The organism is Paenibacillus sp. sgz302115, assembly GCF_056120445.1.
In genome coordinates this window covers 33,807-58,973 of sequence record NZ_JBVYOK010000016.1, presented here as the reverse complement: position 1 = coordinate 58,973, position 25,167 = coordinate 33,807, and the positions used below count along the sequence as shown (strand labels likewise).

Annotated in this window: 7 protein-coding genes; all 7 read right to left on the bottom strand. The window is 49.4% G+C overall.

All coding sequences use genetic code 11. From position 1 onward, the window contains the following. Positions 1-12 precede the first annotated feature (12 nt). The 7 genes from AC0LWN_RS24235 to AC0LWN_RS24205 are packed head-to-tail and all read right to left on the bottom strand — an operon-like array spanning position 13 to position 25,152. Entirely contained in the window at positions 13-1,215 is a 1,203-nt protein-coding gene (locus AC0LWN_RS24235; RefSeq protein WP_474669882.1) for an ABC transporter permease, read from the bottom strand. A 44-nt stretch (positions 1,216-1,259) separates the two neighbouring features. Continuing rightward, the gene (locus AC0LWN_RS24230; RefSeq protein WP_474669880.1) at positions 1,260-2,189 is read right to left on the bottom strand and encodes an ABC transporter ATP-binding protein; all 930 of its coding nucleotides are present in this window, start codon (positions 2,187-2,189) and stop codon (positions 1,260-1,262) included. Between the two features lie 16 nt (positions 2,190-2,205). Beyond that, positions 2,206-3,681 (bottom strand): phytoene desaturase family protein, encoded by a 1,476-nt coding sequence (locus AC0LWN_RS24225; RefSeq protein WP_474669878.1) that lies wholly within the window; start codon positions 3,679-3,681, stop codon positions 2,206-2,208. Between the two features lie 29 nt (positions 3,682-3,710). Further along, positions 3,711-4,427: a thioesterase II family protein gene (locus AC0LWN_RS24220; protein ID WP_474669876.1), complete on the bottom strand. Its 717-nt coding sequence runs from the start codon at positions 4,425-4,427 to the stop codon at positions 3,711-3,713. A 34-nt stretch (positions 4,428-4,461) separates the two neighbouring features. After that, positions 4,462-12,102 (bottom strand): amino acid adenylation domain-containing protein, encoded by a 7,641-nt coding sequence (locus tag AC0LWN_RS24215; RefSeq protein ID WP_474669874.1) that lies wholly within the window; start codon positions 12,100-12,102, stop codon positions 4,462-4,464. A gap of 11 nt (positions 12,103-12,113) precedes the next feature. Beyond that, positions 12,114-16,082 carry an amino acid adenylation domain-containing protein gene (locus AC0LWN_RS24210; protein WP_474669872.1) on the bottom strand — a complete coding sequence of 1,323 codons (3,969 nt, stop codon included), beginning with the start codon at positions 16,080-16,082 and terminating at the stop codon, positions 12,114-12,116. 19 nt (positions 16,083-16,101) lie between these two features. Continuing rightward, positions 16,102-25,152 carry an amino acid adenylation domain-containing protein gene (locus AC0LWN_RS24205; RefSeq protein ID WP_474669870.1) on the bottom strand — a complete coding sequence of 3,017 codons (9,051 nt, stop codon included), beginning with the start codon at positions 25,150-25,152 and terminating at the stop codon, positions 16,102-16,104. Between the last annotated feature and the right edge of the window lie 15 nt (positions 25,153-25,167).

Genomic DNA, 25,167 nt, shown 5'->3' with positions numbered 1-25,167 from the left:
AGTATTTCCTCCTCATTGGGACCGAAGGCGTGCAGCCCCTACTGTCAAAGATACGGCTCCAATACCAAGAAGTACGGACATCGGGAGCAGTAAATGGTTCCAACTGGTTCCCGCCATAATATCTGTAAAACCAGTCAGTGCCCATAAATTTGGGGTAATCATTGCAATTTTTTTAAGAAAATCTGGAAACAAGGACAACGGCAGCATCGACCCACCCAAAAGTGCAAACAGCAGAACCCCGATACCCGAGACCGAGTCGGCAACTTCCTCCGTTCTTACGACAGCCGCCAATGCCAACGAAAGTCCGGAGATAGCAAATGCATAAACAAATCCGTTCGCCAGGCATTGGAGGAAGTTATCCCCCCAATTCACTCCAAATGCAACATAGGTGACTCCCATGAAAAACAACAATTGGACCAAGGAAACGACCAACGACCCGATAAACTTACCCGTCAAGACGGTCAACCTTCCTGTAGGTGCTGTGAGAGTACGCGACAAAGTCGACATTCTCCGTTCCTGCAGGATGGATTTGGCTCCGTTGACGGCATTGTAGAGCAGATACATGACTGCCATGCTGGCTGCATAGTATTGGTAGCTTGATATTGTTTTTTTACCTAAGGACGCCTCCGATACCGTCTCTTTAGCCAAAGTATTCAAGACGGGCTCAAACCCGGTAAGCTCCTGTACGATTTTCTGAAGTGCGGGTCCCCTTTCATCTGCAGAAGGCAGCATTGCGGAATACCGGGCAGCAGAATCAACGATTACGGCGACACGCTTCACATATGCATCAGTAATGGATTGTACGATTTGTCCGCTTAACCCTTTGTCGGAGTAAATTTGGACTTGAACTGGTAATCCGCTGCTCATGCTTTCCGTAAATCCAAGAGGTATGACAACCCCGACATCAGCCTTCATGGATTTTAGGCTCTCATTGACCTCTTCCTCCGTCTTATACTCAACGACTTTTAGCTTGTGGCGGAGCATCTCACTTCCAAATACCTTATCCAGTAAGGGCCTGCTAAGCTCTCCATGGTCGTTGTCATTAACCGCGATGGTCATTTCCGGCAAAGAGTTGGCCTCCCCGTCCATCATTTGACTCAGCGCCATACCCAAAATCGCTGTCATCACGATAGGGACAAGGAGCATAGAAATCAGACCTTTCACATCCCTCACCAGTATAAGAATATCTTTCATGGCTATTTTTACGACCTTCATCCCAAGTTCCCTCCACGTGGCAATGTATAAAGCGCCGATATGAACTAATCCCGTAATGTGCGTCCCGTCAAGTGAAGGAAGACGGATTCCAGATTAGCCTCCTGCACATCGAGTTGCTGAATTTCGACGCCCGCCTCCAAAGAAAGCTGAAAAATCAAATTCATGCATTGCTGTTTCTCTGCCGGTACCACTATAATGTTCTGCTCGTTTTCAATCACTCTCAGCACGTGAGACGAAGCCTTCAACCGATCCACCCATTCCTCTGGTTTCCGGTCGATAATAACCCGGATGGCTGTCCCACCCACAAGCAGTTGGCAGAGCTCTTCCTTTGTACCGATACTGATGACTTCGCCATGATCGATAATGCCTACACGATTGCACAGAAACTCTACTTCTTCCATGTAGTGGCTGGTGTAAATGACAGTCATGCCTTTTCCGTTCAGTTCTTTAACGGTCTCTAGAATATGGTTTCGGGACTGCGGGTCAATACCAACGGTCGGTTCGTCCATAATGAGTAATTCCGGCTCATGCATCAGAGCCGCCCCAATGTTAATCCGCCGCTTCATGCCCCCCGAGAACCCCTCGATCTTGTCCTTCGCCCTGTCAGACAGCCCAACGAGCTCTAGTACCTCTTCCGCACGCTTGCGAACTTTGGAACCCTTCAATCCGTACATGTTACCCCAAAAAACCAAGTTCTCCCTGGCCGACAAGGTGGGGTAGAGAGCAATATCCTGAGGGACAACTCCGAGCTTTCGCTTGTAGTTTCCGGAATTCCGCTCAACGGACAAACCATCAATTGAAACCTCCCCCGAATCGCTCTTCAACAACCCGCAAATCATGGAAATAATCGTAGATTTACCGGCACCGTTCGGTCCAAGCAAGCCAAAGCACTCACCTCTGTTTACCTGAAAAGACACCCCGCGTACCGCATCCCTGTTACCAAAACTCTTTTTTAAGTCTGATACAACCAGCATGTTAATCCTCCTGTCATTATCCTCTGATTCTGGATCTGCATATCGCTTCCGCAGCCAACCGGCCCGATTTCACAACTCCATAGACGCCATGGGCAGCTTGAGTCCAATGACCGGCCAGGTATAAGCCTTGTACCGGTGTGGAGGGACCAATGCCGGAGACCCACTTTTGTAAATGGTTTTTTTTCCAGCCGCTGATTGCGCCCTTGTAATTGGAAGTATAACGTTCGATCGTGGACGGTGTGCCAAGCTCCTGCATTTTGAAATTGAGATTTCCGTACATCGGCAGCAAACGCTTGATCCGCTCGGTGAAGTCCTTGACGATAAACGCCTTTCCTTTCTCCGATTTGGTTTTTTCCAGTTTCACCGCATCGCAAAATGCCATGACGATCAGAATACTTTCACCTTCCGGCGCAAGCTCCGGGTCAGTTGCCGTCGGGCAGCATACCGTCAAAAACGGGTCAGTCTCAGGATCATCCGGGTCATAGAGATAACCCGCTTCCCCCTCCAACAACCGGTCTGGAAAACAAAAGGTTTCATGGCTGAAACTCCGGCGCAGTCCCTCGTTTTCTACAGCCGTATACATAACCACGACGGAATGTGAAGGAGTCATTCGTTCAACATGTTTCTTGAACATCCCTGGAAGCAGCCCTTCGTTCAAGAGACTGAAGGTGGTATGCAGATCTGCATTGGATAATATGTTATCCGCCTGGAATTCATTACCTAAACGGTCTACAACTCCGCAGACCCGCTCTCCGTTATCCAGAATCCGCTCCACTCTCCGCCTTAAAATAACCTGTCCGCCATGATCCGCGATATAGCTCTTTAGGGTGTCGGCAAGCCGCTGGGAACTTTTCTTTAGATAAAACGCACCTTCATGGTATGACATCATCATTCCCATCATGAAAGGTGTGGACAATTCATCTAGAGGAACACCCACATAAGGATGCAGTGAGCTTAATATGATTGCAACATGGGGATGGTGAAAACGGTCCTGCAAATACTGGCTGAACGGCATCTCCAAATAAGGCATCAACTTTAAGGCATAACTTGGGTCCGATTTGTACCGGTCATGCAATATCGCATCCCCTAGCTCCTTAATCTCATCCGTTGTTCTCCGAATGGCAACCGCATCCTCTGGGAACCACTCACACATAGAATCGGCCAGCTTATCCAAACTGGAAGGGACCTTGTACTCGGCTTGTGGCCCTACATGGAGCGTATACATAGGGTCCACCTCGACAAAGGACAGTTCGTCCTCCAAATCAAGTTTTTTAAACAAGGCGGCTACTTCGCCGCCAGGTTCTGCACCTCCGATAAGATGAACCGCGACATCAAAGAGATAGGGTCCCCTTTTAAAAGTGCTTGCACAGCCCCCCGCCACATAGTGCTGCTCCAAGACAAGCACTTTAAATCCTTTGCTTGCCAGTAGAGCGGCTGAACAAAGCCCTCCCATACCGGCTCCGATAATAATGACATCAAATGAATTGGACATCTCCCACCTCCAAGCGGAATGGATTTCTGCTACAGCTTCATCCCATATCCAGCAAATTGTCTCATCCGGTCTTTAATGATTTGATGGATTTCTTTCAGATGCTGATTAATAAAGAAATGTTCTCCGGAAAAATGGACAATTTCACAATTTCTCCGGGTATATTGGCTCCAGGCTTCCATATCAATGTCTCGTGTAAACTCGTCGTCCCTTCCGTTCAGCACTACGAAATCGGTGTCCAATTGAACCCTTTTCTCAGGATGAACATAGGTTTCCACGGCCTGCATGTCTGCACGAAGCACTGGAAGAAACAGGTTCAACAAATCGGTATTGTTCAGCACCAGTTCCGATGTCCCTCCGAGCAGAACCAACTCCTGTATCAGATCTTCCCTGGACAATTGATACCGGATACGTTCAGGGGGAATATGCATCGGCTTCCTACCGGATAAAAACAGTATGGATGGAGGCACCCAGCCGTGATTCGAGATTCGTTCAGCGACAAGATACGCAATCATGGCTCCCATGCTGTGACCGAAAAAGGCATAGGGCGCTCCGTCCATTCCACCAAGAACCATTGGACATACATCGTCGGCCATTCTGTTCAAATCAGTAAGCGAAGGCTCTTTAAAACGTGATCCGCGGCCTGGCGGCTCTACGGATACCAATTCAATATCAGGGCTAAGAATTTTTTTCCAGGGGGCATAATAGCTTGCTGAGCCTCCGGCATAAGGAAAACAATAAAGCTTCATTTCGCACCTCCCTTTCCAAGGGTATATATGTCTGTTATACTTGCACGCACATTTCTTCGAATACCTGCTCCAACTGCCGGGTATCCTCTGCATATGGGAGAATGATGTTAACGTAAACGATTTGGGACGAATGACGCACGAATACCCACATCTGTTCTGCCCGTGAGGTTATCACCTCCAAATCTTCCCGCCGCTCTTCCATCAACTGGTCCGTTAATCGGATTTCGTCGGAATCGTATTGACCGATGAAATTAAAAAGAATGTGGGATTCCTGCAAGAAATCCTCTAATAAAGATGAGGTCTTGGGATACTGGATCCGCAGCGGCTTCTCTATGAGCATGCTGGTGAAATTTATCCGGTTATCTAGCGCAAAATTCGTTTGTTGCTGCACCGTTTCGAATACCCCTCCGCTTTCTAATTGGGACCGGTCGATCAATAGCGGAATCACATCCACAAAATCTCCTATTGCATGATAGTACGTTTCTTGTGCATACCGACGCCCCATATGAACAACCCCGAGAGGCAAGTGTCCGAGTCCAAACTCCTGTGAAACATAGCGCCAGAGCGCAGTGACGACCATTTGCCACGCTTTCTCCAACTGGAAGGGGTTCAATTCAAACTGAGTCTGAAATCTTGTCATCCCCTGTTGACGGACCTGCTTGTTCTTTAATTCGGTCCTCCACGTTCTCAATTCCCGAACACCTTCCTCCAGCCGGTAAGCCGTTGTCAGCCCGTCGTCTGTGGTATGGATCGGCCCTTCCTCAAGCAGTTTGATATATTCAGGGTAATTCCCGCGTAATATAGCAGGTTTCAAGCTGCCCGTTTTCAGATAATCATAATAGTAAGACAATAAATTGTTTTTAAAGATTTCGGCGCTCATCCCGTCAAATATCATGTGACTGCAGGACACGGTAAACAGATGGGTAGAATCACTACATTTAATCAATAACATCCGGTGAAGAAGTGCTCCCTCCCGAGGATAAGACTTGTACCGCTGGTAAGCTGCCAGCTTGCGCATAACCGCAGCACGAATCTCTTCAGGGTAGACGCAAATATCCAGTACCGGCACCTCTACCTGCTCCGGTGCCTCCAGCTCCTGCCAGAAGAGCTCTCCTTCATGAATCTGGAGCCTACTGCGCAGAAGCGGTTGCTCACGTAGCAACCTAAGGATCGCCTGATGAAAGGCTATCCTGTCCGGAATCTCGTCGAAGACGATGAAGACCCCCACATAATCCGGATTCATGTAATGAAACTTCTGGATTGCGGAAGGAGTGTACGTCCGGGTCACTTTGCCGCCACTGGCCACCTCCGCATGGTACTGGGCTTCAAGCCGGTCATACTCAGCGGCGAGAGAGCCGGCAGCATTAACCGCCTGTTCTTCAAGTATATAATTCCACTCCCTCGGGGACTGAAGAAGGCGGGTATGCAGAAGTTCCTTTCGGCCGTTCAAGCGCGAGATGTAGTCCGCCAGTTCTCTGACCGTGCTGTATTGAAACAGATCACGAACCTCAAGCGCCGGATAATGGTTCCTTAAAGTAAGGGCCGCGTGGGCCGCTTTAAGGGAATCCCCTCCGAGCTCAAAGAAATTATCGTGAATCCCCACGGTCTCAAGTCTCAACGCTTCCCTCCACACATCGGCCACTATTAGCTCCTCCGGTTTTTCCGGCGGTGCATATGCTTGTTTCTGCGATGGTGTAAACACCGGCTTGGGAAGACGTTTTCGGTCTATCTTGCCGCTTGTGGTTTGAGGAAGCTCAGGGAGTTGACGGAGATGGGACGGAACCATATAATCAGGAAGCTTATGACGCAAATGGATTCTCAGTCTCTCAACATCCACTTGTTCACTAGCCGTATAGAAAGCACACAGCAACTTTCCACCACCATCTTCTTCGAAAGCCGTCACAACCGCCTGCTTTACGGGCCCGAAACGAAGAATATGATATTCCACCTCACCAGGCTCAATCCGAAAACCACGTATTTTCAACTGTTGATCCATCCGCCCCAAGTATTCCAGATTTCCGTCAGGAAGCCATTTGGCCAAATCTCCCGTCCGGTACATCCGGAGGCCGTCATGAGAAGGATGGAATGTGAAACGCTCTCCGGTGAGGTCCAGACGGTTCATGTACCCTCTCGCAAGTCCGCCTCCTGCAATAAACAACTCGCCCGGAACCCCAAGGGGCTGGACATGTCCTTCCGGATCAAGAATAAATACTTGGTAATTCGGAATAGGCTTGCCGATGGGAATAACAGCCCCTTCCTCTCTGTTCAATTCGTAAACCGTTGCATAAACGGTGGCCTCGGTCGGACCATAACAGTTTAAGATGCGAATATGCGCAGGAAGTTCAAGTACCTGCTTGACCAGATCTTTTGTAAATGCCTCTCCGCATACAAAGACATATGACAACCCGTCCAACTGCGCCAGTTCCTGTTTGTGCAGGGATTTTAAAAACATGTGAAAAACAAAAGGCGCAAAATTCAAATGGGTAACACCATGCTTCCGGACTGTCTTAACGATGTGCTGAGGGTCCTTTTCCAAACCAGGCTCCAAAATAACCAATTTACCGGCTCCAGGAATCCAACCAAACAGCTCTGTTACGGAAACATCGAATGTATAGGCAGTCTTCAGCAGAAAAGCATCATTCCCCGTCAGCGGATATTTCGCCTGCATGCCCAGGATGAAATTCACAGCGTTACGGTGCTCAATCATAACGCCCTTAGGCTTACCGGTGGAGCCTGATGTAAATAAGACATAGGCAAGATCATCCGGACGGTTCACCGGAGGCAGCGCAGAATCGTCCGAGTCCCATAATTCCATCTGATCGAGAAAAACGCACGATGACCAGGATGCTGCCGATTCCCCGAATTGGCTCTGTACAATAACCTTTGTGCACCCGGCATCTTCCTTCATGAGCGCAATCCGGTCTTCGGGAGCATGCGGATCGATGGGCATATAGGCCCCGCCGGCTTTTAGAATGCCTAGAATACCAATGATCATTTGAAAGGATCGTTCACAAATCAATCCAACCGGCTCATCGGGCTTTACTCCACAGTTTCTCAGCGTTCTGGCCAGCCGATTGGAGAGCTCGTCCAACGTTTTGTAGGTTAACGCCTGCCCGTCAAAAACAAGAGCAGTCCGTTCCCCGTACTGTCTTGCCTGCACTTCAAATAACGTCTGCAGGCACAACCCGCTGGGAGCTTCAAAGACCGCCGTCTGTTTGGACCTTTCGACTAACAGGGCCTCTTCTTCAGGAGTTGCAAGCTTCATATCGCCCAAACGGCAGGACGGGTTTCGCACCGCCTGCTCAAGCAAATGCAGATAATGCCCTCCCATCCGCCGGACAGTAGACTCTTGAAATAAGGAGGTGCAGTATTCAAATTCGATTTCAATGTCACCCTCATGCTCCCGAACGATCAGTGAAAGGTCAAACTTTGACACGTTCATTTTCAATGGATACGGTGTAAATGTAAGGTTCTTGAGATCCAGCCGGCCTCGGTCCACATTCTCCATCGAAAAGAAAGTATCGAATAATGGATTTCGACTTAATTCCCTACGCAGATTTAATTTTCCGACCAGTGTCTCGAAAGGATAGCTTTGGTGCTCCAGCGCATCAAGCAGATGCTGTTTTAGCTCCAGAAGCAGCATGTTAAAGGTTTTATCCGAATGAGGGTGCATTCGTAGAGCCAGGGTGTTGGCGAACAGACCCACCACCTCTTCGAGATCGGCATGCGGCCTTCCGGAAACGGGTGTTCCGACAATAAAATCCTCCTGATTTGTATACTTGAACAACAAAGCATAGTAGGCAGATAAGAGCACCATAAAAAGCGTTGTTCCGGTCTGTTGGCATAAACGGCGCAGATCGGAAGATAAACGGGAACCAACAGTTACCGTAAACCTGTCGCCGTCAAAACGCTGTACTAGCCCCCGCGGATAATCCATTTGCATCTCCAAGAGAGGCAGCGTACCTGAGAACACTTTTAGCCAATACTGCTCCTGTGCCTGGTATTGTTCCGTATCGCGATGAGCAAGTTCCCAGACGGCATAGTCTTTATATTGTATGCGCAGCGGTTCCATCAGCCCCCCTTGATAGAGCAGGCCGAACTCCTTCGCCAGAATTCCAATGGAGGCACCGTCCGAAATGATATGATTCATATCAAACATCAATAAATGCTTGCCCTCATTGATTCTGACCAATTGAGCCCGGAACATCGGGGCAGACGATACATCAAAGGGGCGGATAAACCGCTCAATTACTGCAGGTACGCCCGTTTCATCCGAATGAATAAACCCGACCTCAAGCTTAATACCGGAATGGATTCTCTGACACAGGCCGTTACCTGAGAACTCGATGCTGGTCCGCAAGGATTCGTGCCGCTCAACAAGCTGATTTAGAGCAAATTGCGCCCTTTCCAGGTCCAACGTGCCGTCCAGGATGAAGACCCCCGGCATCTGATAGGCTAGAGAAGATCCCTCCAGTTGCTGAATACCATAAAGTCTTCTTTGCGCTGAAGTCAGCGGATACCAGTCTTGGAACGGAGCCGGTTCTAAGGCGGCAAAACTTGCCCTTTCCGACCGGGTAATATACAGGGCAAGCTCATCAATCGTACGGTGTTGAAACAGATCCTTGACTCCCACATCCGTTTCCAGCTCTTTATGTATTCTTGCTGCTGCTATCATCGCTTTGAGAGAATGGCCCCCGAGTTCAAAGAAATCGTCAAATACCCCTACTTGGGGAATCTCCAAGACATCCCGCCAAATCCTTGCCAGTTGTTCCTCCGTTTCCGATCTTGGCGCCGTATAGCCCGCGGTTATCCTTTGGCTTCCCGCTGCCGGCAGTCTCCCTCGGTCTACCTTACCGTTAGGAGTCAGCGGTAACTCATCCAGTCGCACCAGGTGTGCCGGAATCATATAATCCGGCAAAGTATCTAAGAGCAAAGCTTGCAACTGATCCATATCCCTCTCATCAACTGCAACATATGCAATCAACTCGCCCAAACCGGTTTCCCGCTTCTCAGCGATAACTGTACAGGCCCGGACTCCCGGAAGCGGCAAGATCGCCGCCTCTACTTCCCCAAGCTCAATGCGAAATCCGCGAATCTTGACCTGACTGTCCGCACGATCCAGAAACTCAAGAGATCCATCCGGCAGCCAGCGTACCATATCTCCGGTTCTGTAGAGCCGTTCCTTCGAGTATTCCGGGATGACGACGAAGCGATCCGCTGTAAGTTCTGGCCGATTAAGATAACCGTCGGAGAGTCTGCTGCCGCCAATGTACAGTTCTCCCTGCCCACCGATCCCCTGAGGCCTATCCCACAGATCAAGAACATGCAGACTTGTATGGTGAATGGGTTTACCAATGGGAATCGCAACTGCGTGCTCAGGAATTTCACTGACAGGATAAAAGGTGGCAAAAACCGTCGTCTCCGTTGGCCCGTACACATGAATCAGACGATTCTCACCCAATTGTTCCATCGCCCGGCGTACATGTCTCACCGACGCACGTTCTCCCCCGAACAACAGCTTCCTTAAACAGGACAATCCAGACAGGTCCGTATCGACAAAGGCATTAAACAAAGCGGTAGTCATAAAAGTAATGGTTACACCCTGTTCGTTGATATACCGGGAGCTTTTTACGCCGTCCGCAACCCATCCCGCAGGGATAAGTACAAGGGTAGCGCCGTTCAAAAGTGCACCGAAAATATCGAAGATCGAACCATCAAACGCGTAATTAGATAGCTGAAGAATTCTATCCCGGGCGGTAATATCTAGATAACCATTGTTCCGGACAGTAAAGACGATATTTTTGTGCGGTACCATAACCCCCTTGGGTTTACCCGTAGATCCCGAGGTGTATATGATATAAGCCAGGTCTTCCGGCCGGCTCCCGATATCCTGAAGATTTCCTGTGCCTTCTTCCTGGCCGAGGCCAGGCAAGCTCAGGATTTCGCCGATGAAGGACGCAGGAAACCGGTACTGCGGTTGAATCAAAAGAAAGGAAGCGGCACTGTCCTGCAACATGAATGCTATTCGATCGGAAGGATAGCCGGGGTCAATCGGCAGATACGCCCCTCCTGCTTTCAATATTCCGATTATGGCAACGATCATATCTGCGGACCGGTCGGTTATGATTCCGGCAATCTGTCCTTGCCCAAACCCTTTCTTCCGGAGAACCCGCGCAATCTGATTGGCCCGCGCGTTTATTTCCGAATAGCTGTACGTTTGACTCTTGTCCGCAACAGCCGGTCTCTGCGGAGCAGATTCCACGTAAGCTTCGAACAGATGATGAACTACGGCGACCGGGCATTCAGGCTGCTGCCCTGATGAAAAATCTTGCCGGATACGCTGTTGATCCTGTTCCCCCAACACATCAATATGCCTCAGAGACCGTTCCGTTTGCTCCGCCATAGACTGACTAATTCTTGCGAAATGTTTTGCTACATGCTCGATCGTTTCCGCTTCGTAAACAGAATGGTTGTACATCATTTTGATCGTCAATGCTTCTCCGGGTACCACGATGATATTCAAGTCGTAATTCGTTTGTTCGAAAAATTCGACCTTCTCAACCTGAAAGTCATGGGTTCCTTGTTCCTCGTACTGGTGGCGGGACAAACTCTCGATCGGATAGTTCTCAAAAACCAGAATGTGGTCAACAAGATGCTGCTTGCGCGAAGAGTACGTTTGAACTTCCGATAAAGGCAAGTAACCGAACGCTTCTGATTCCAGCGCTTGTTGCTGAACCCTCTTTAAGAGTTCGGCACCAGTCGCATCGGGATCCAGCTTCATCCTGATTGGTATCGTGTTAATGAAGAGACCGATCATTTTGCCGCTATCCGGGAGAGATGCGGGACGCCCCGAAATTACACACCCGAAAGCTACGTCATCCGAATTGTTGTACCGGCTCAGAAGAAGCGTCCATACCGTTTGAATGACCGTGTTCAACGTTACTCCGTTCTGTCGTGCGCTTTCTTTCAGCGCTTCCGTCAGTTGCTGGTCTACGTGAAAGCTGTATTCCTTCTTTAGGTAGGGCTCCTTGCTACTCCCTGTTTTCCGTATTCCTGTATGGCCCGCGAAGCCATCCAGAAGCCTCTTCCAATACTCGCAGGCCTCTTCACGGTTTTGCTTCTGAAGCCAAGCAATATAGTTACTATACGGTGCAGCAGGCTCAAGCCGAAGTGTTTGCCCCGTTGCCTGGGCCTGATACAAGTCATAGAGCTCGGAAATCAACTGTCCCAGACACCACCCATCCATTACGATATGGTGGTAACTCCAGACAATCTGATGCAGATCATTCCGAAGCCGAATGACAGAGACCCGAAGAAGCATATCTCGTGACAAATCAAACGTCCGGGATCGCTCCTCAAGGCAGAAGCTCTCAATCCGCTGCTTCTGTTCCGAGGCGTCAAGTTCGGACAAGTCCTCGCACCGGACCGAAAGCTTACGCTCCTTCAGCACAACCTGTCGGGGAACATCAAGCTTTTGATGCACGAAGATGGTGCGGAAGATGTCATACCGTTGTATCAGCAGGTTGATGCTCTGTTCATACCAATCCGAATCAAAGGGCCCGCGCACCAGCATGGACATTTGCTCAAGATAGGCCTGAGAACTGGGATTTATCAGGGAATGGAACAGCATCCCCTGTTGAAGGGGCGTCATATCGTAAATTTTTTGGATTTTCACGTTTCTCCCCCTTAATTCCACTCTTCCACAAAAGCGGATATTTCATCGAAATCCTCAATGGATAGCGAGGCGTCACCCAAATCGGAGGCGGTCCATTCCGTATCCCGGACAGACAGACAATACTGCACCAGTCCCTTGAGATGAGAGAGAAGCTTTGAGGTTAACCGGGCGATGGTAGCCGAATGATACTGCTCCTTGTTGTATTCCACTTGCGTATGAAGCTGACCGTTTGAGACGAAACAGGTCACACTGAGCTTGAACATTCTTTCAACGCGGTTGCCTGCGGACAGACCAATGCCTTCGCTAATAGGAGTCAACCCTTGGGATGCATTTCCATGACCTTCGGAGAATTCACCCAAATAGTTAAAACAAATCTCAGGTGTACACTGAAGCGCCAAAGCCTCCTCCCCGGACGCCGTATACCTCAAAAGACCGTAGCCGAGTCCTTTATGCGGTATGCGGCGGATCGTCTCCTTGACCGTTTTGATCAGCTTACCCGGATCGTCCCGGTGTTCCATATCGATAATGATCGGATATAATGCCGTAAACCATCCCACCGTTCTGCTGACATCAAGGTCCTCACGTATCGGCTCCCTTCCATGTCCCTCCAGTGCAAGTAGGATCTGATTTCCGCCTGCCCATTCGGAGACAGCAAGTCCAAGCGACGCCAGCAGGAGATCCTGAACGTCCGTGTTAAACGCATTGCGGGAATCCGTTAACAACTTCTCCGTATCCTCCGCTTCGAAGAGTTGCTCAATCACCGCATTCATGGAATAACAATCACTTGCAGCCGCTTGATCTTCCGGCAGCCGGATGATGGGCTTGCCCGCGATTTCTTCCCAATATTTCTTCTGTTCCCTGATCTCCCGCTCATTTGCATAAGAATTCAGGGCGTCCGCCCAATTCAAGAACGAATCTGTTTTTAGCGGCAACTGGAACGCTTCCCCACGATCGTCCTGCCGCATCAAGGTCTCCAGGTCCTCCAGCAGAATTCTCCAGGAGTACCCGTCCACAACCAAGTGATGAACCGTTAACAGCAAGTAACTGCTCTGCTGAAAGTGCAGCAATCCGGCATAGAGCAGGAGACCGCTCTCCAGGTTGATGCCCGACTGTACGTGATCAATCAGCGTGACAAGTTCGGATTCATTGTGCATATCCGCTTCGAAAATGTGGCATAGAGGCTCCTCCAGCCCCCTTTGAAATTGCACCCAGCCGTCTTCATTCTTCTGGTAGACCATTCTCAATGCGTCGTGATGCTCGGCCAACCGGGACAATACTCGCATAAGCTTATCCCGCTCCAGTTTACGTTCGCTCCGGAACAGAAAGGACTGATTAAAGTGGTGGGCGTCCGTAAATTCGCGTTCAAAAAACCATCGCTGAATGGGGGTAAGTCTCACCTCCCCTTGGACGGGAGCTTGGTCGATATCTCTGAACAGCGGAACGGCACGGTTCGCCAATTCGGCAATAACCGGATATTCAAACATCAGCTTTGCGTCAAGGGCCAGCTTATTCACTCGCATACGGGCAGAGATTTGAATCGCTTTTATCGAATCCCCACCGAGAGAGAGGAACGTATCGTATATTCCGATCGGACCAGTCTTTAGTACTTCCTGCCAGACTTGAGCCAAAATGCTTTCCTTCTCTGTCCGGGGCGCCACATAGGATTCCGGCTCCGGGGCCACAGGAAGGGGTAACTTTCCTCTGTCCAATTTTCCGTTTGGGGTAACCGGCATACGCTGCAATTGCATAAGCTGGACTGGAATCATGTAGCCCGGAAGTCGGCCTGACAAATGTTGAACCAGGTCATGGCCATTCAGATTGAAGTCAGCCACATAATAGGCATGAAGTTCTACCATCCCGGACTCCGATTCCCGCGCAATAACGGCAGCCTCCAGAATTCCCGGAAAGCTTTCCATATGCGATTGTATATCCCCAAGCTCTATGCGAAAGCCGCGTATTTTCACCTGATTGTCCATACGGTCCAAGTATTCTACGACGCCATCTTTGCTCCAACGGGCTAAGTCCCCCGTTTTGTAGAGCCTTTCTCCCGGCGCATAAGGATTGGGCACGAATCTTTCAGATGTCAACTCCTGACGGTTCAAATAGCCATCCGCCAAACGCGGCCCTCCGATGTGAAGCTCACCTGGGATATCTACGGGCTGAGCTTTTCCGTAGGCATCCAAAACGTAAAGACGGGTGTTGGGCAACGGGCGTCCAATCGGTACCGTATCCCTTTCCATGACTGTCAGATCCGCCGGATAATAAGCCGCATAAACCGTCGCTTCCGTGGGACCATATACATTCACAACACGGTGTTCGCCCAATGCCTGAACTGCTTTACGGACATGAGTAAGTGAAGCCTTCTCCCCTCCAATCAGAATGCGGCGAAGTTTTTTCAAACAATCCAAATCGTAATCCACAAGCGCATTGAAATAGGAAGGCGTCATGAATGCAACGGTCACCTGCTTGTCCGTAACAATCCTCGAGATTTCTGGGATGTCGATCAAAGCTCCCTGTCCGACCTGCACAAGCGGAATGCCATGAAGCAAAGAACCGAAAATCTCACTCACGGAAACGTCAAACGCATAATTCGTCATCTGCAAAGTCCGGTCTCCCGGTTCAAAAGCGATATAGCCGTTTCTCAGTACCGTTTGCACCACATTCCTGTGCGGTATCATAACGCCCTTTGGAGACCCGGTAGATCCGGACGTATAAATGATGTAGGCAAGGTCCTCCGGGCGGTTCACCTTCTGCAGGTTTCCGGTTTCCTCCGACATCCAAAAGGTCCGGTCCCGCTCCAAAACGATAGCCTTCAACTCGAGCCTGTCCAAATTCAACTTATTAATGGTATCCGACGCGGATAACAGTATGGATGCCCCGCTATCCCTAAGCATAAAATGAATCCGTTCCTCCGGAACATTTGGATCAATTGGCAGATAGGCCCCACCCGCCTTCAGCACGGCAAGCATGTACGTTATCATGAGTGGTGAACGTTGTATCATAATTCCGCAGATTCGTCCGGAGCCGAGGCCTCTTGCTCTCAACAGCCGGGCAATCTGGTTCGCTTCTGTATTGAGTTGGCCAAAGCTTAGAGTCAGTTCTCCGCAGATTACCGCTTCTTTATCTGGATTCTTTTCAGCCTGCTCTTCAAAATAATAAGGAATCAGCTCTTCTGTATAAAGCGGCCAGGGAACATCGTTATACTCGTCGATTATCCGGACCCTCTCTTCACCCGATACAAGGTCAAAGTCGCCAAGTCTGCGGCCCGGCTCCACCGCCAGCTCCGCCAAATACCGGATCAGGCAGGAAACCACCGTATGGATCTTATCCGGATTGTACAGCCTGGAGTTATACGCCAGTTCCAATCCCAGATCCGCTTCCTGGCGCGTAAATTTGAACAGCATATCGGCATGCAGCACACCCGGATTCTTGCAGGAATGAAGATTGTCCATCGTCACGCACACGGGGAGAAACGGCTCTTCGTCTCCTTGGCTCCAAATCCCCAGTTCCTGTGCAAGTAAATGTACAGGATAGTTCGGATGTTTATATGCCTGAACAATCCCCTCCCTGCACTGTATAATCAGTTCCTTAGAGCTCATATCCGCTTGCATTCGCAGTCTTACAGGCAAGATGGCCTGTTGGGAATCCGCCTCTTCTTCGAGGAGGGATGCCGGGATTCCGATAAGAACATCGTTATCCATAGAAAATTTGGAGAGTAGATAACCGACTCCCGAAGCCAGTATTACGAACAGCGACTGCAGCGATCCATTGCCCATTGTTATAAGCCTATTTGACACCTCATAGGGCAAAGCAAAGACCAAGGTTTCATCAACTGCCCTGTCTTCCCGCCTTCTGATTCTATCTGCCGGAAAACCGCTGCGCTTAGGGTCTCCCGACAACTGTTCAAGCCAAAACTCTCTCTCGTGATTTAACTCTCCGCTGGCCATAAGTATGTTATGGGCAATCAGATCATATTCCATAATTTACACCCCTATCCCGTTAAAACGTAAATTCAACCTCATCGCCGAAGTCTACCTGCCTCATGGATGGTGCGGCTGTCAATGCAATATCTTTCAACTGCAATCCGGGATTTCCGGCAATCGTCTTCAGAAGTTGAACGTAGTCTTCGCCCATCCGTTGAATGGTTGCCGGAAGGAACAGCTGGGTACGGTACTCAAATGTACATTGAAGCCCATTCCCTTCCTCCTGAACTTCCAGCGTAAGGTCAAATTTGGATGTCCTGTTGTCATAAGGATAAGGAGTGAACAGGAGTCCTCCAAACCTAGTATCCGGATTCTGCATATTTTGCATAACAAATGCCGCATCGAACAGCGGGTTCCGGTTCATCTCCGGCTTCAGTCCCAGGTTCTTCACCAGATCTTCAAAGGGATAGTCTTGATTCTCTTGGGCAAACAGCATCACTTCCTTGACCGCTGCTAAAACATCCGTAAAGGATTTATGCTTGTCCGACCGGACAGGAATCGCCAACGTATTCACAAACATTCCGATTAATTCATCCATGTCTGAGTGGGTACGTCCAGCAATGGGAAGGCCGGTAATGGTATCCTCTTTCCCCGTATATTTTGACAATAAGATATGAAAGGCTGTAAATAGAACGGTAAACAAAGTCGTCTGTGAAGAGGAAGCTACCCTTCTCAAACCTTCAGCCAGCGTATCATTTACATTCACAAGATGATGCTTGCCTTCAAATTTAAGCTCAGCCGGTCTTGGATAATCGGCAGGCAGTTCACCGGTATCCGGAAGCTCCCGGAAGAGGGAAAGCCAGTTTTCTTCTTGTTCAACAAAATCTTGTGACCGGATAAACTGCTGCAGCCACACCGCATAATCCTTATAATGAATGCGCATCGAGGGAAGATCATATCCTTGGTACAACATCATGAATTCCCTTACCAGTAAATAGATGGAAACTCCGTCCGCAACGATGTGATGGATATCAAACAGCATCAGACACTCATCCGGCCCCTCTTCAAGCAATCCTAATCGCATAAGCGGCGCCCTCTCCAGATTGAATGGCCGGATATAGCCCCGGATGGTTTCCTCCACGGTGTCTCCATTTCTATGAATTTCATCCAATGCAGCGGGAACGAAATCCTGTATCGTTTGAACGACATCGCCATCCACCAGAGCAAAGGAGGTGCGCAGTGCTTCGTGGCGGTTTATCAGATGCTGCATCGCCTGCTTGAAGCGGGATCTATCCAAGTTCCCCCTTACCTTCATGACGTAAGGCAGGTTGTAGGCAATCCCTATATCCCTTGCGGTGCAGAGTGCATACAAACGCTGCTGTGCAGAAGTTACCGGATAGTACCTGCCGAATGGTGCCGGTGAAATCGGTTGATGTAGACTCATAACTTTACTGCGGATACAGCCGGCCAGCTCCCGGATGGTTGTATGTTTGAATACGTCACGAATTTGTAGCGTAACCTGAAACTTTTGATGGATTTTTGTAACCAGTTGGGTCGCCTTAAGAGATTGCCCCCCGACCTCAAAGAAAGAATCATGGACTCCTATAGTTTCAATGCTCAGCAGTTCCTTCCAAATCATAACAAGCAACTGCTCGGTTTCATTGGCCGCCGGCTCATAAGGAACTCCTGTTTCCCTGGCTTGTTCCTGCGGTTCCGTGAGAACGGCAAGGTTAACTTTTCCATTTGCGGTTAACGGCAGGGCCTCTAGGGGAACAAAATAGGCAGGGATCATGTAATCGGGCAGGGAACGGGACAGCCGCTCCCGCAATTCGCCGCGCATAATCTCCGAATGGGCTACATAATAGACACACAAAGCTTGATCCTCACCATCCGGTTCTTTCCAAACCTTCACGACCGCTTCCTTTATCCGCAAATCGGCCAGCAGCACCTGCTCGATTTCGCCCAGTTCGATCCGGTTACCTCTGATCTTTACCTGATGATCAATTCTTCCCAAGTACTCGATATTTCCATCGGAGAGCCATTTCGCCAAATCACCGGTTTTATACAGGAACTGTCCCGGCTCATAGGGGTTCACTATGAATTTTTCCTCTGTCAGTTCCGGACGGTTCATGTATCCCCTCGCAAGGCCGTCTCCGGCTATATGCAGCTCACCCGCAATTCCTACGGGACATAACTCAAGACTGTTGTCCAGTACATACAGCCTGATATTATGGATAGGCTTACCGATCGGGACCTTGGAGAAGTGATCAGCCCACGGAGAACAATCAAAATAAGTAACGTCGATGGCCGCTTCCGTAGGACCGTATAAATTATGAAGCTTGGTTCCGTTTGTTTCATATAACAGCGAATTAAACCGCTGGACCACAGGCAAGGAAAGGGCTTCTCCACTGGCAAACACTCTCTTCAGGCTGGATAGACATTTGGTATCCTTCCCGGTGATATATTCCAGGAAAATATGGAGCATAGAAGGAACGAAATGCAGCGTCGTGACCCGTTGGTCCCGGACCGCCGCATAAATCGCCGCCGGATCTTTCTCATCTCCGGGCGGCAGTAGACACATTGTCGATCCCGTAAATTGCCACCAGAATAACTCCCATACTGAAACATCAAACGTGTATGGTGTTTTTTGAAGGATAATATCCTGATCATTGAGCGGGTATGCTTTTTGCATCCATAGAAGACGATTGACCACGGAAAAATGCTCAATCATTACTCCTTTCGGTTTCCCCGTCGAGCCTGAGGTATAGATGATATAAGCCAGGTCTTTAGATGTATGCAGGATCTCCAAACTTTTCTCTTCTCCCGTATAAAGGGCAGGGGCATCCGTGGACAACACAATACCTTCGTACCCTTCCGGTCCGGCATACTCTCTCCCTTGCCGCTTGAATACGCCTGCGGTTAACAGAATGCGCGCTTTGCTGTCATTCAAAATATAAGCTGCCCGTTCATCGGGCAAATCCGGGCTGATTGGCAAGTATGCCCCGCCGGCCTTTAATACCGCCAGAATACTGACAGGCATATAAAGACATCGATCCATTTGGAGGGCCACCACTGTTCCGGGCCCCACCCCATGAGATCGTAAACGCCAAGCCAGATGATTGGCCAGCTTGTCCAATTCATAGAACGACAGGGCTTGTTCCTGGTACCAGACCGCCCGGTGTCCGGGAGTCAGTTGAACTTGGGAATCAAACAGTTCCGTTAATGTTCGATCCCTAGCATAAGGCACTGTCGTATCGTTAAATTGATACAGCAGCTGTTGTTCTTCCTGCGAAGTGACCAGACGAATGTTCCGTAACGCATTATCCGGCTGTTCCGATACCTGTCTGATGATTTCAAGAAGATGCAAAGCCATCCGGCTGATGGTTTTCGATTGGAATACATTTGTATTGTATTCAAGCGTACATCTGAACTCACCTGTAACCATCGGGTAAACATCCAGTTTTAAATCCAGCTTTGCCGTGTTCATATACAGGGGGGATTCCTCAAATTTAACCCCGCCGGCTTCCATGCCCACCCCTGTCATATATTGGTTCTGAAAGATCAGCATCACATCGAACAACGGATTGCGGGAACGCTCCGGCGGTTCACTCAACAACTCGATCATTTTTTCGTACGGGTAGTCTTGATTCTCGTAAGCAGTCAGCGACCCCTGATAGGTTGCCATCAGATACTCTCGGAACGAGAGACCGGGTTCAGGCTTAATCCGCAGCGGCACAAAGTTATTGAACATACCGATGATATGTTCCAAATCCGGATGGTTGCGTCCGGATACCAGTGAACCGATGACGACCTCTTCCTGCCCGCTGTATTTGCACAGCAGAAGCGCATACAGCGAAAGCAGGAGGCTGTTGAATGTAACTCCAACGGAACGGGCTAACTCATTCATCCGCAAGCTTAGGGACTGATCAATGACAAACTCAACCAAACTTCCGTCAAAAGTCCGGTTACCCGGCCGCACGAAATCATAGGGCAAATTCAGGACGGGGAGTCCGTCTCCAAGCGTCTCCTTCCAATATGCTCTCTGGGCACGCATTTCTTCCGAATCCATGAACTGGTTTTGCCATGCCGCATAATCTTTATATTGAATCGGAATGGGGGCCAGCGCTTTTCCTTCATACAATGCAATAAAGTCTTCCGTCAGAATATTGAAAGAAACGCCGTCGGTTACGATATGGTGCATATCCAGCATCAGGATGTACCGCTGATCACCTGTATGTAACAAAAGCGCCCGAAGTAAAGGGGCCTTGGACAGGTTAAACGGCCGAACAAATCGTTGGATCTCCTGGTCCAATAGGTCTTCTTGTACCTCTTTACAAGTTAAATGGAGGTGTACCTCATCATGAATCCGTTGCATAATTTGGCCGTCTGCGATCTCAAAGGTTGTACGGAAAGATTCATGCCGGTCGATCAGACCCTGCACCGTAGCTTCCAATTGTGCAATATTCAGCTCACCATCGATACGCAGCATCAAAGGGATATTGTAAGCTGTACCTATTCCAGCCATTTGCTCCTGCATGTATGTTCTCAGTTGTGCTACAGAAGCAGGGTAGGTCTCCTGCTTTTCAACCGGTCTTAACTGTTCATATTTTTGGGACTGTTCGTTGCCAAGATCTTCGTTTAAATGCTCGCCGAGTAGACGAATGGTTGGATATTTAAGCAAATCGACAGTTTCTACTTTTTTTCCGATTCGTTTGCTCAGATCATTAGCAATGCTTAAAGCCAAGATCGAATCGCCGCCTAAATCAAAAAAATTGCCGTCAATATGGAACGCTTCAAAACCGAGCACGTGACTCCATGCTTCGCTTACCAGATACTCCAGCCCGGAATAATTGCCTTGCTCTCTGCCGCTTAGTTGGATACTATGTTCCGGTCCGTTTATCGGTGCTTCTGAAACAGTCTGGCTCACTTGCCATTTCATTATTGCTTCGGCCAGTTCAGGAGGAAATCCATTCCGCCCCATGAGTTGCTCCAGGCTTCCCGAAACGCCATTCTTAAGTCCGTCGGGATTCAACCAGCAACGCTTTCGCTCGAAGGGATATACGGGAAGTGGTATCCTGCGTCTGATCTCGCCTTGATAAAGCGATTCCCAAGGCACTGCCGCACCTGAGCAATAAAGCCGGCTAAGCTCCCTGATAACCTCTTCATCTTCCCAGCCATTTGGCTGCCATGCCCTCATCAAACTTCCGGCCTTCACATTTTCTTCGCCTCTTGTGTGGCTTCCATAAAATGCATTCGGAATTTCAACGTCAAGACCGTCCCTTGCCAGCCGGCCTAACACCTCAGCAAGCGAAGGAATGCTCGTTGTCACAATTGCCAATCGGTATTCATAATGCCCCCGGCCTGTATGTAGCGTATAGCACATATCCCGCAGAGAGATTTCCGGCTGATTCATCTCCCCGAGGAACGCCATATATTTCTCAACCATGGCCTCCAGTGCCTGCTTGCTCTTGGCAGACAACGTAAATATATTCGGGGCATAACCAGTCTCCTGTTGAGGAACGGACGGACGGATAGCCTCCTCGAGAATTAGGTGTGCATTAGTCCCGCTTAAACCGAAAGCGCTGATTCCACATCGTCTTGGACTTGAGTCCGGTTGCTCCCAATTCCGCAGCGAATCGTTCACATAAACCGGAGAATCCGTAAAATCAATCAGAGCATTAGGTTTATTGAAATGCAGCGTCCCCGGTATCACTCGATCATTTAAAGATTTGACCATCTTAACGATGCTGGCCATGCCCGCTGCTTCATATAAATGTCCGATATTAGATTTGACGGAGCTGATGGCACAAAATTGTCTACGTTCCGTGAACTTCCGAAAGGAACGGGCAATGCCGCTGATTTCAATCGGGTCTCCCAATTTTGTTCCTGTTCCGTGAGCTTCAATACAGCTTATTGTTTCAGGGTGGATGTTAGCATCCTTCCAGGCGGCTTCAATAACGGCTGTCTGTGCTTCCGCATTGGGTGCCGCAATGCCCATAGATGTACCATCCTGATTAATTGCGCTTCCTTTAATTACTGCATAGATATGATCCCCGTCCGACACTGCAGAAGAGTAGGGCTTAATCAGAATAGCGGAGACTCCCTCACCGGTACCTGTTCCGTCAGAAGCATCATCGAAGGCATGGGTCCTGCCGTCTCCAGATTCAAATTCAAACGCCGAACCGCCTTCTTTCATCGGCAGCAGACTGATCCGGACACCACCTACAATGGCGGATTCGCATTCTCCATTCCGTATGCTTTGGCAAGCCAAATGAAGAGCCGTCAAAGCGGAAGAACATGCCGTATCGATGATCATGCTGGGCCCCCTCAAATCCAGCAAGTATGCAATTCTGCTTGGTATGACGGCCGGTAAATTCCCTATCAAAGACATTTGCACCGCGTCCCGGTTCGCCGCATACAGCATCTGCATATAACTTGCCCGGAGATCCCCGCCATTGGCCATGAATACACCGGTTTTACTTCCCCGAAGCCGGTCACCTCCGTAGCCGGCATCCTCTATAGCATGCCAGGCCTCTTCCAGAAACAAGCGTTGATTCGGATCCATGAAGCTGGCTTCTTTCGGAGACAGATGGAAAAAGGAGTAGTCGAACTTATCGATATCCTTCAGGTATCCCGATTCGATGTATTCAACTTGTTCTTTATTCTTTTGAAGCACCTCCAGATAGAACTCCACATCCCTTTTTCGTTGTTCGGGAAATGCGCCGATACAGTCTGCCCCCTCAATAATCTGCCGCCAAAACTCCTCAATGGAGTTGGAATCCGCAAACCGGCCGGACATGCCGATAATGGCAATGTCGTGACCAGTTGCCGCAATCCGTCCAGGCGATGGGCTACAGGAATCAAAACCTGCCATGGACGAACGATCTTGTTCGCTTCCGGCATCTGAAGAAAGGGTTCCTCCTCGTTGAACGATAATTGTTGATAGATCAGAGACGGTAGGGTATGCAAACAGATCTGCAATTTCCACCGTTCCGGGGAAATGATGCGATAATTTCGTGTAAAGGTCTGTAAGGAGCAGAGAGTTTGCCCCAAGCTCTGAAAAATTGGCAAATACATGTACCCGCTCAAGTCCTGTTACTTCCTGCACTATACGGCCTACCAGAGACTCTACCTCGCTGTATCCGCTGTTCTCCCGCCCTTCCAGACGGAATTCACTTCCTTGTGCCGGAATCTCGTCCGCTTCAAGCAGCGTGTTTTGCATCCAGCATCTAAGCTGGTCATAGGAATACACAGGAAGCCGAATTCTGCGCTGACCCTCATCTGCATAGACTGATTTCCATGGAATTTCTGCCCCTCTGGCATAAGACTCCGCTAACTGTCCCCAGTCGATCCGTTTGCCTGTACCTTTGCTGTAAGCTATATGTTCATCAACAGACAAACGAAGTTCTTTTTGCTCTTCTAAGGTGATTTCATCGGGAAGACGGTCTGTTTTCAACCGGGATACCAGCTTGTGAGTCCCGTAGCGTACCTGTCCGATTTCCTTCCACTGCTTCGCCGGCATTCCGGATAACGTGCCTAATATATCTACTAGTTCTTCTATGCGGTCAAATTGGATCGCTAGGCGATGATCGTAATGTCTTCTTCCAACTGCACGGGTATAGCACAGATCTCTAGGGTGAACTTTATTTTCTGCAAGAAAATGATAATAGTCCCCCGCCATCTTTTCGAGTATTGAAGGGTTCAGGGCCGAAAGTGTAAATAAATGGTCGCCGCTTTCCTCACCGTCCGCTTCTCTCTGCTTGTTTATACGAGGGGCTTCCTCCAATACGATGTGGCAATTGGTTCCGCTCATGCCGAAAGAGCTCACGGCGCAACGTCTGGGAGTATCACTGCCAGGCTGCCATTTATGTAATTCGTCGCTAATGTATACGGGAGAATCCGGAAAATCAATTTCACGATTGGATTTGGAAAAATGTAAAGTCGGCGGAATCTCACCATGCTCCAGGGATAGTACGGCTTTCATGATGGAAGCGAGCCCCGATGCATCATAAAGATGTCCGAGATTTGATTTTACCGAACCGATCGCACAGAATTGCTTCTTGTCGGTATACATCCGGAAAGCTTTCTCGATACCTGCTATTTCTATGGGGTCCCCCAGCTTCGTTCCTGTTCCATGAGCCTCAATATAGCTGAGCGTTTCGGGATGGATCCTTGCATCCTCCCATGAATCTCTCAGCACGCTGGCCTGCGCTTCATCACGGGGGGCTGTGATGCTGATGGAATGGCCGTCATGATTCAATGCGCTTCCGCGAATAACCGCCCGGATCGGATCTCCATCTTCTATTGCTTTGTACAGAGGCTTCAACAGGATTGCACCAGCCCCCTCGCCAATGCCCGTCCCGTCGGAGGCATCGTCGAATGTACGTGTTTTACCATCGGAGGATTCAATCCCTAGCATCGGTCCCTGTAATAGCGGAAACAAATGCAGCCGTACTGACCCTACAAGAGCCATCTCGCATTCCCCTGACCGCAAAGCTTGAACTGCAATATGAATCGCGGTAGCCGATGAGGAGCAAGAAGTGTCGATTAGCATACTGGGGCCGCTCAGGTCAAGTAAATAAGAGATACGGCTTGGCATTAAAGCTGGAAAATTCCCGAGTATACCTAGCGAATAAGAGGAAGGCTGCAATTCCGACAACATCCTTATATATTTGCTGTCCCCGAAATCACTCAGCCCTGCATACACGCCCACCTTACTCCCCATGATGTCATCTCCCCCATATCCGGCATCCTCCAATGCCTGTAATGCAATCTGGAGAAAAAGACGCTGTGTCGGGTCCATCGCCTCCGCTTCCTTCGGTGATAGCTTAAACAGAGGGTAATCAAACAGATCGATATCTTCCATAAATCCGGCTTCCATATATCCGCTATCTTGCTTACCGCTTGCTTTCGCGTAGGCTTCAACATCTTGTCTCCGCTTATCCGGGAAAGGTCTTATTGTATCGGTTCCGTTGCAGAGCAACTGCCAGAACCGGTCAAGATTATCGGCCATCGGGAATTTGCCGGCCATCCCGATGATGGCGATATCCTTATGCGAAATTTCATCCAGCACGTTCTCGCCGTGTGTTCCGATTTCGTCCAAATTCAGTTCATCGAAGTCCAGCATGGTTATTCACCCCGT

Coding starts and splice junctions, on each gene's coding strand:
- AC0LWN_RS24205 (WP_474669870.1), bottom strand. CDS start 25,152: ATGCTGGACTTCGATGAACTGAATTTGGACGAAATCGGAACACACGGC.
- AC0LWN_RS24235 (WP_474669882.1), bottom strand. CDS start 1,215: ATGAAGGTCGTAAAAATAGCCATGAAAGATATTCTTATACTGGTGAGG.
- AC0LWN_RS24210 (WP_474669872.1), bottom strand. CDS start 16,082: ATGGAATATGATCTGATTGCCCATAACATACTTATGGCCAGCGGAGAG.
- AC0LWN_RS24220 (WP_474669876.1), bottom strand. CDS start 4,427: ATGAAGCTTTATTGTTTTCCTTATGCCGGAGGCTCAGCAAGCTATTAT.
- AC0LWN_RS24230 (WP_474669880.1), bottom strand. CDS start 2,189: ATGCTGGTTGTATCAGACTTAAAAAAGAGTTTTGGTAACAGGGATGCG.
- AC0LWN_RS24225 (WP_474669878.1), bottom strand. CDS start 3,681: ATGTCCAATTCATTTGATGTCATTATTATCGGAGCCGGTATGGGAGGG.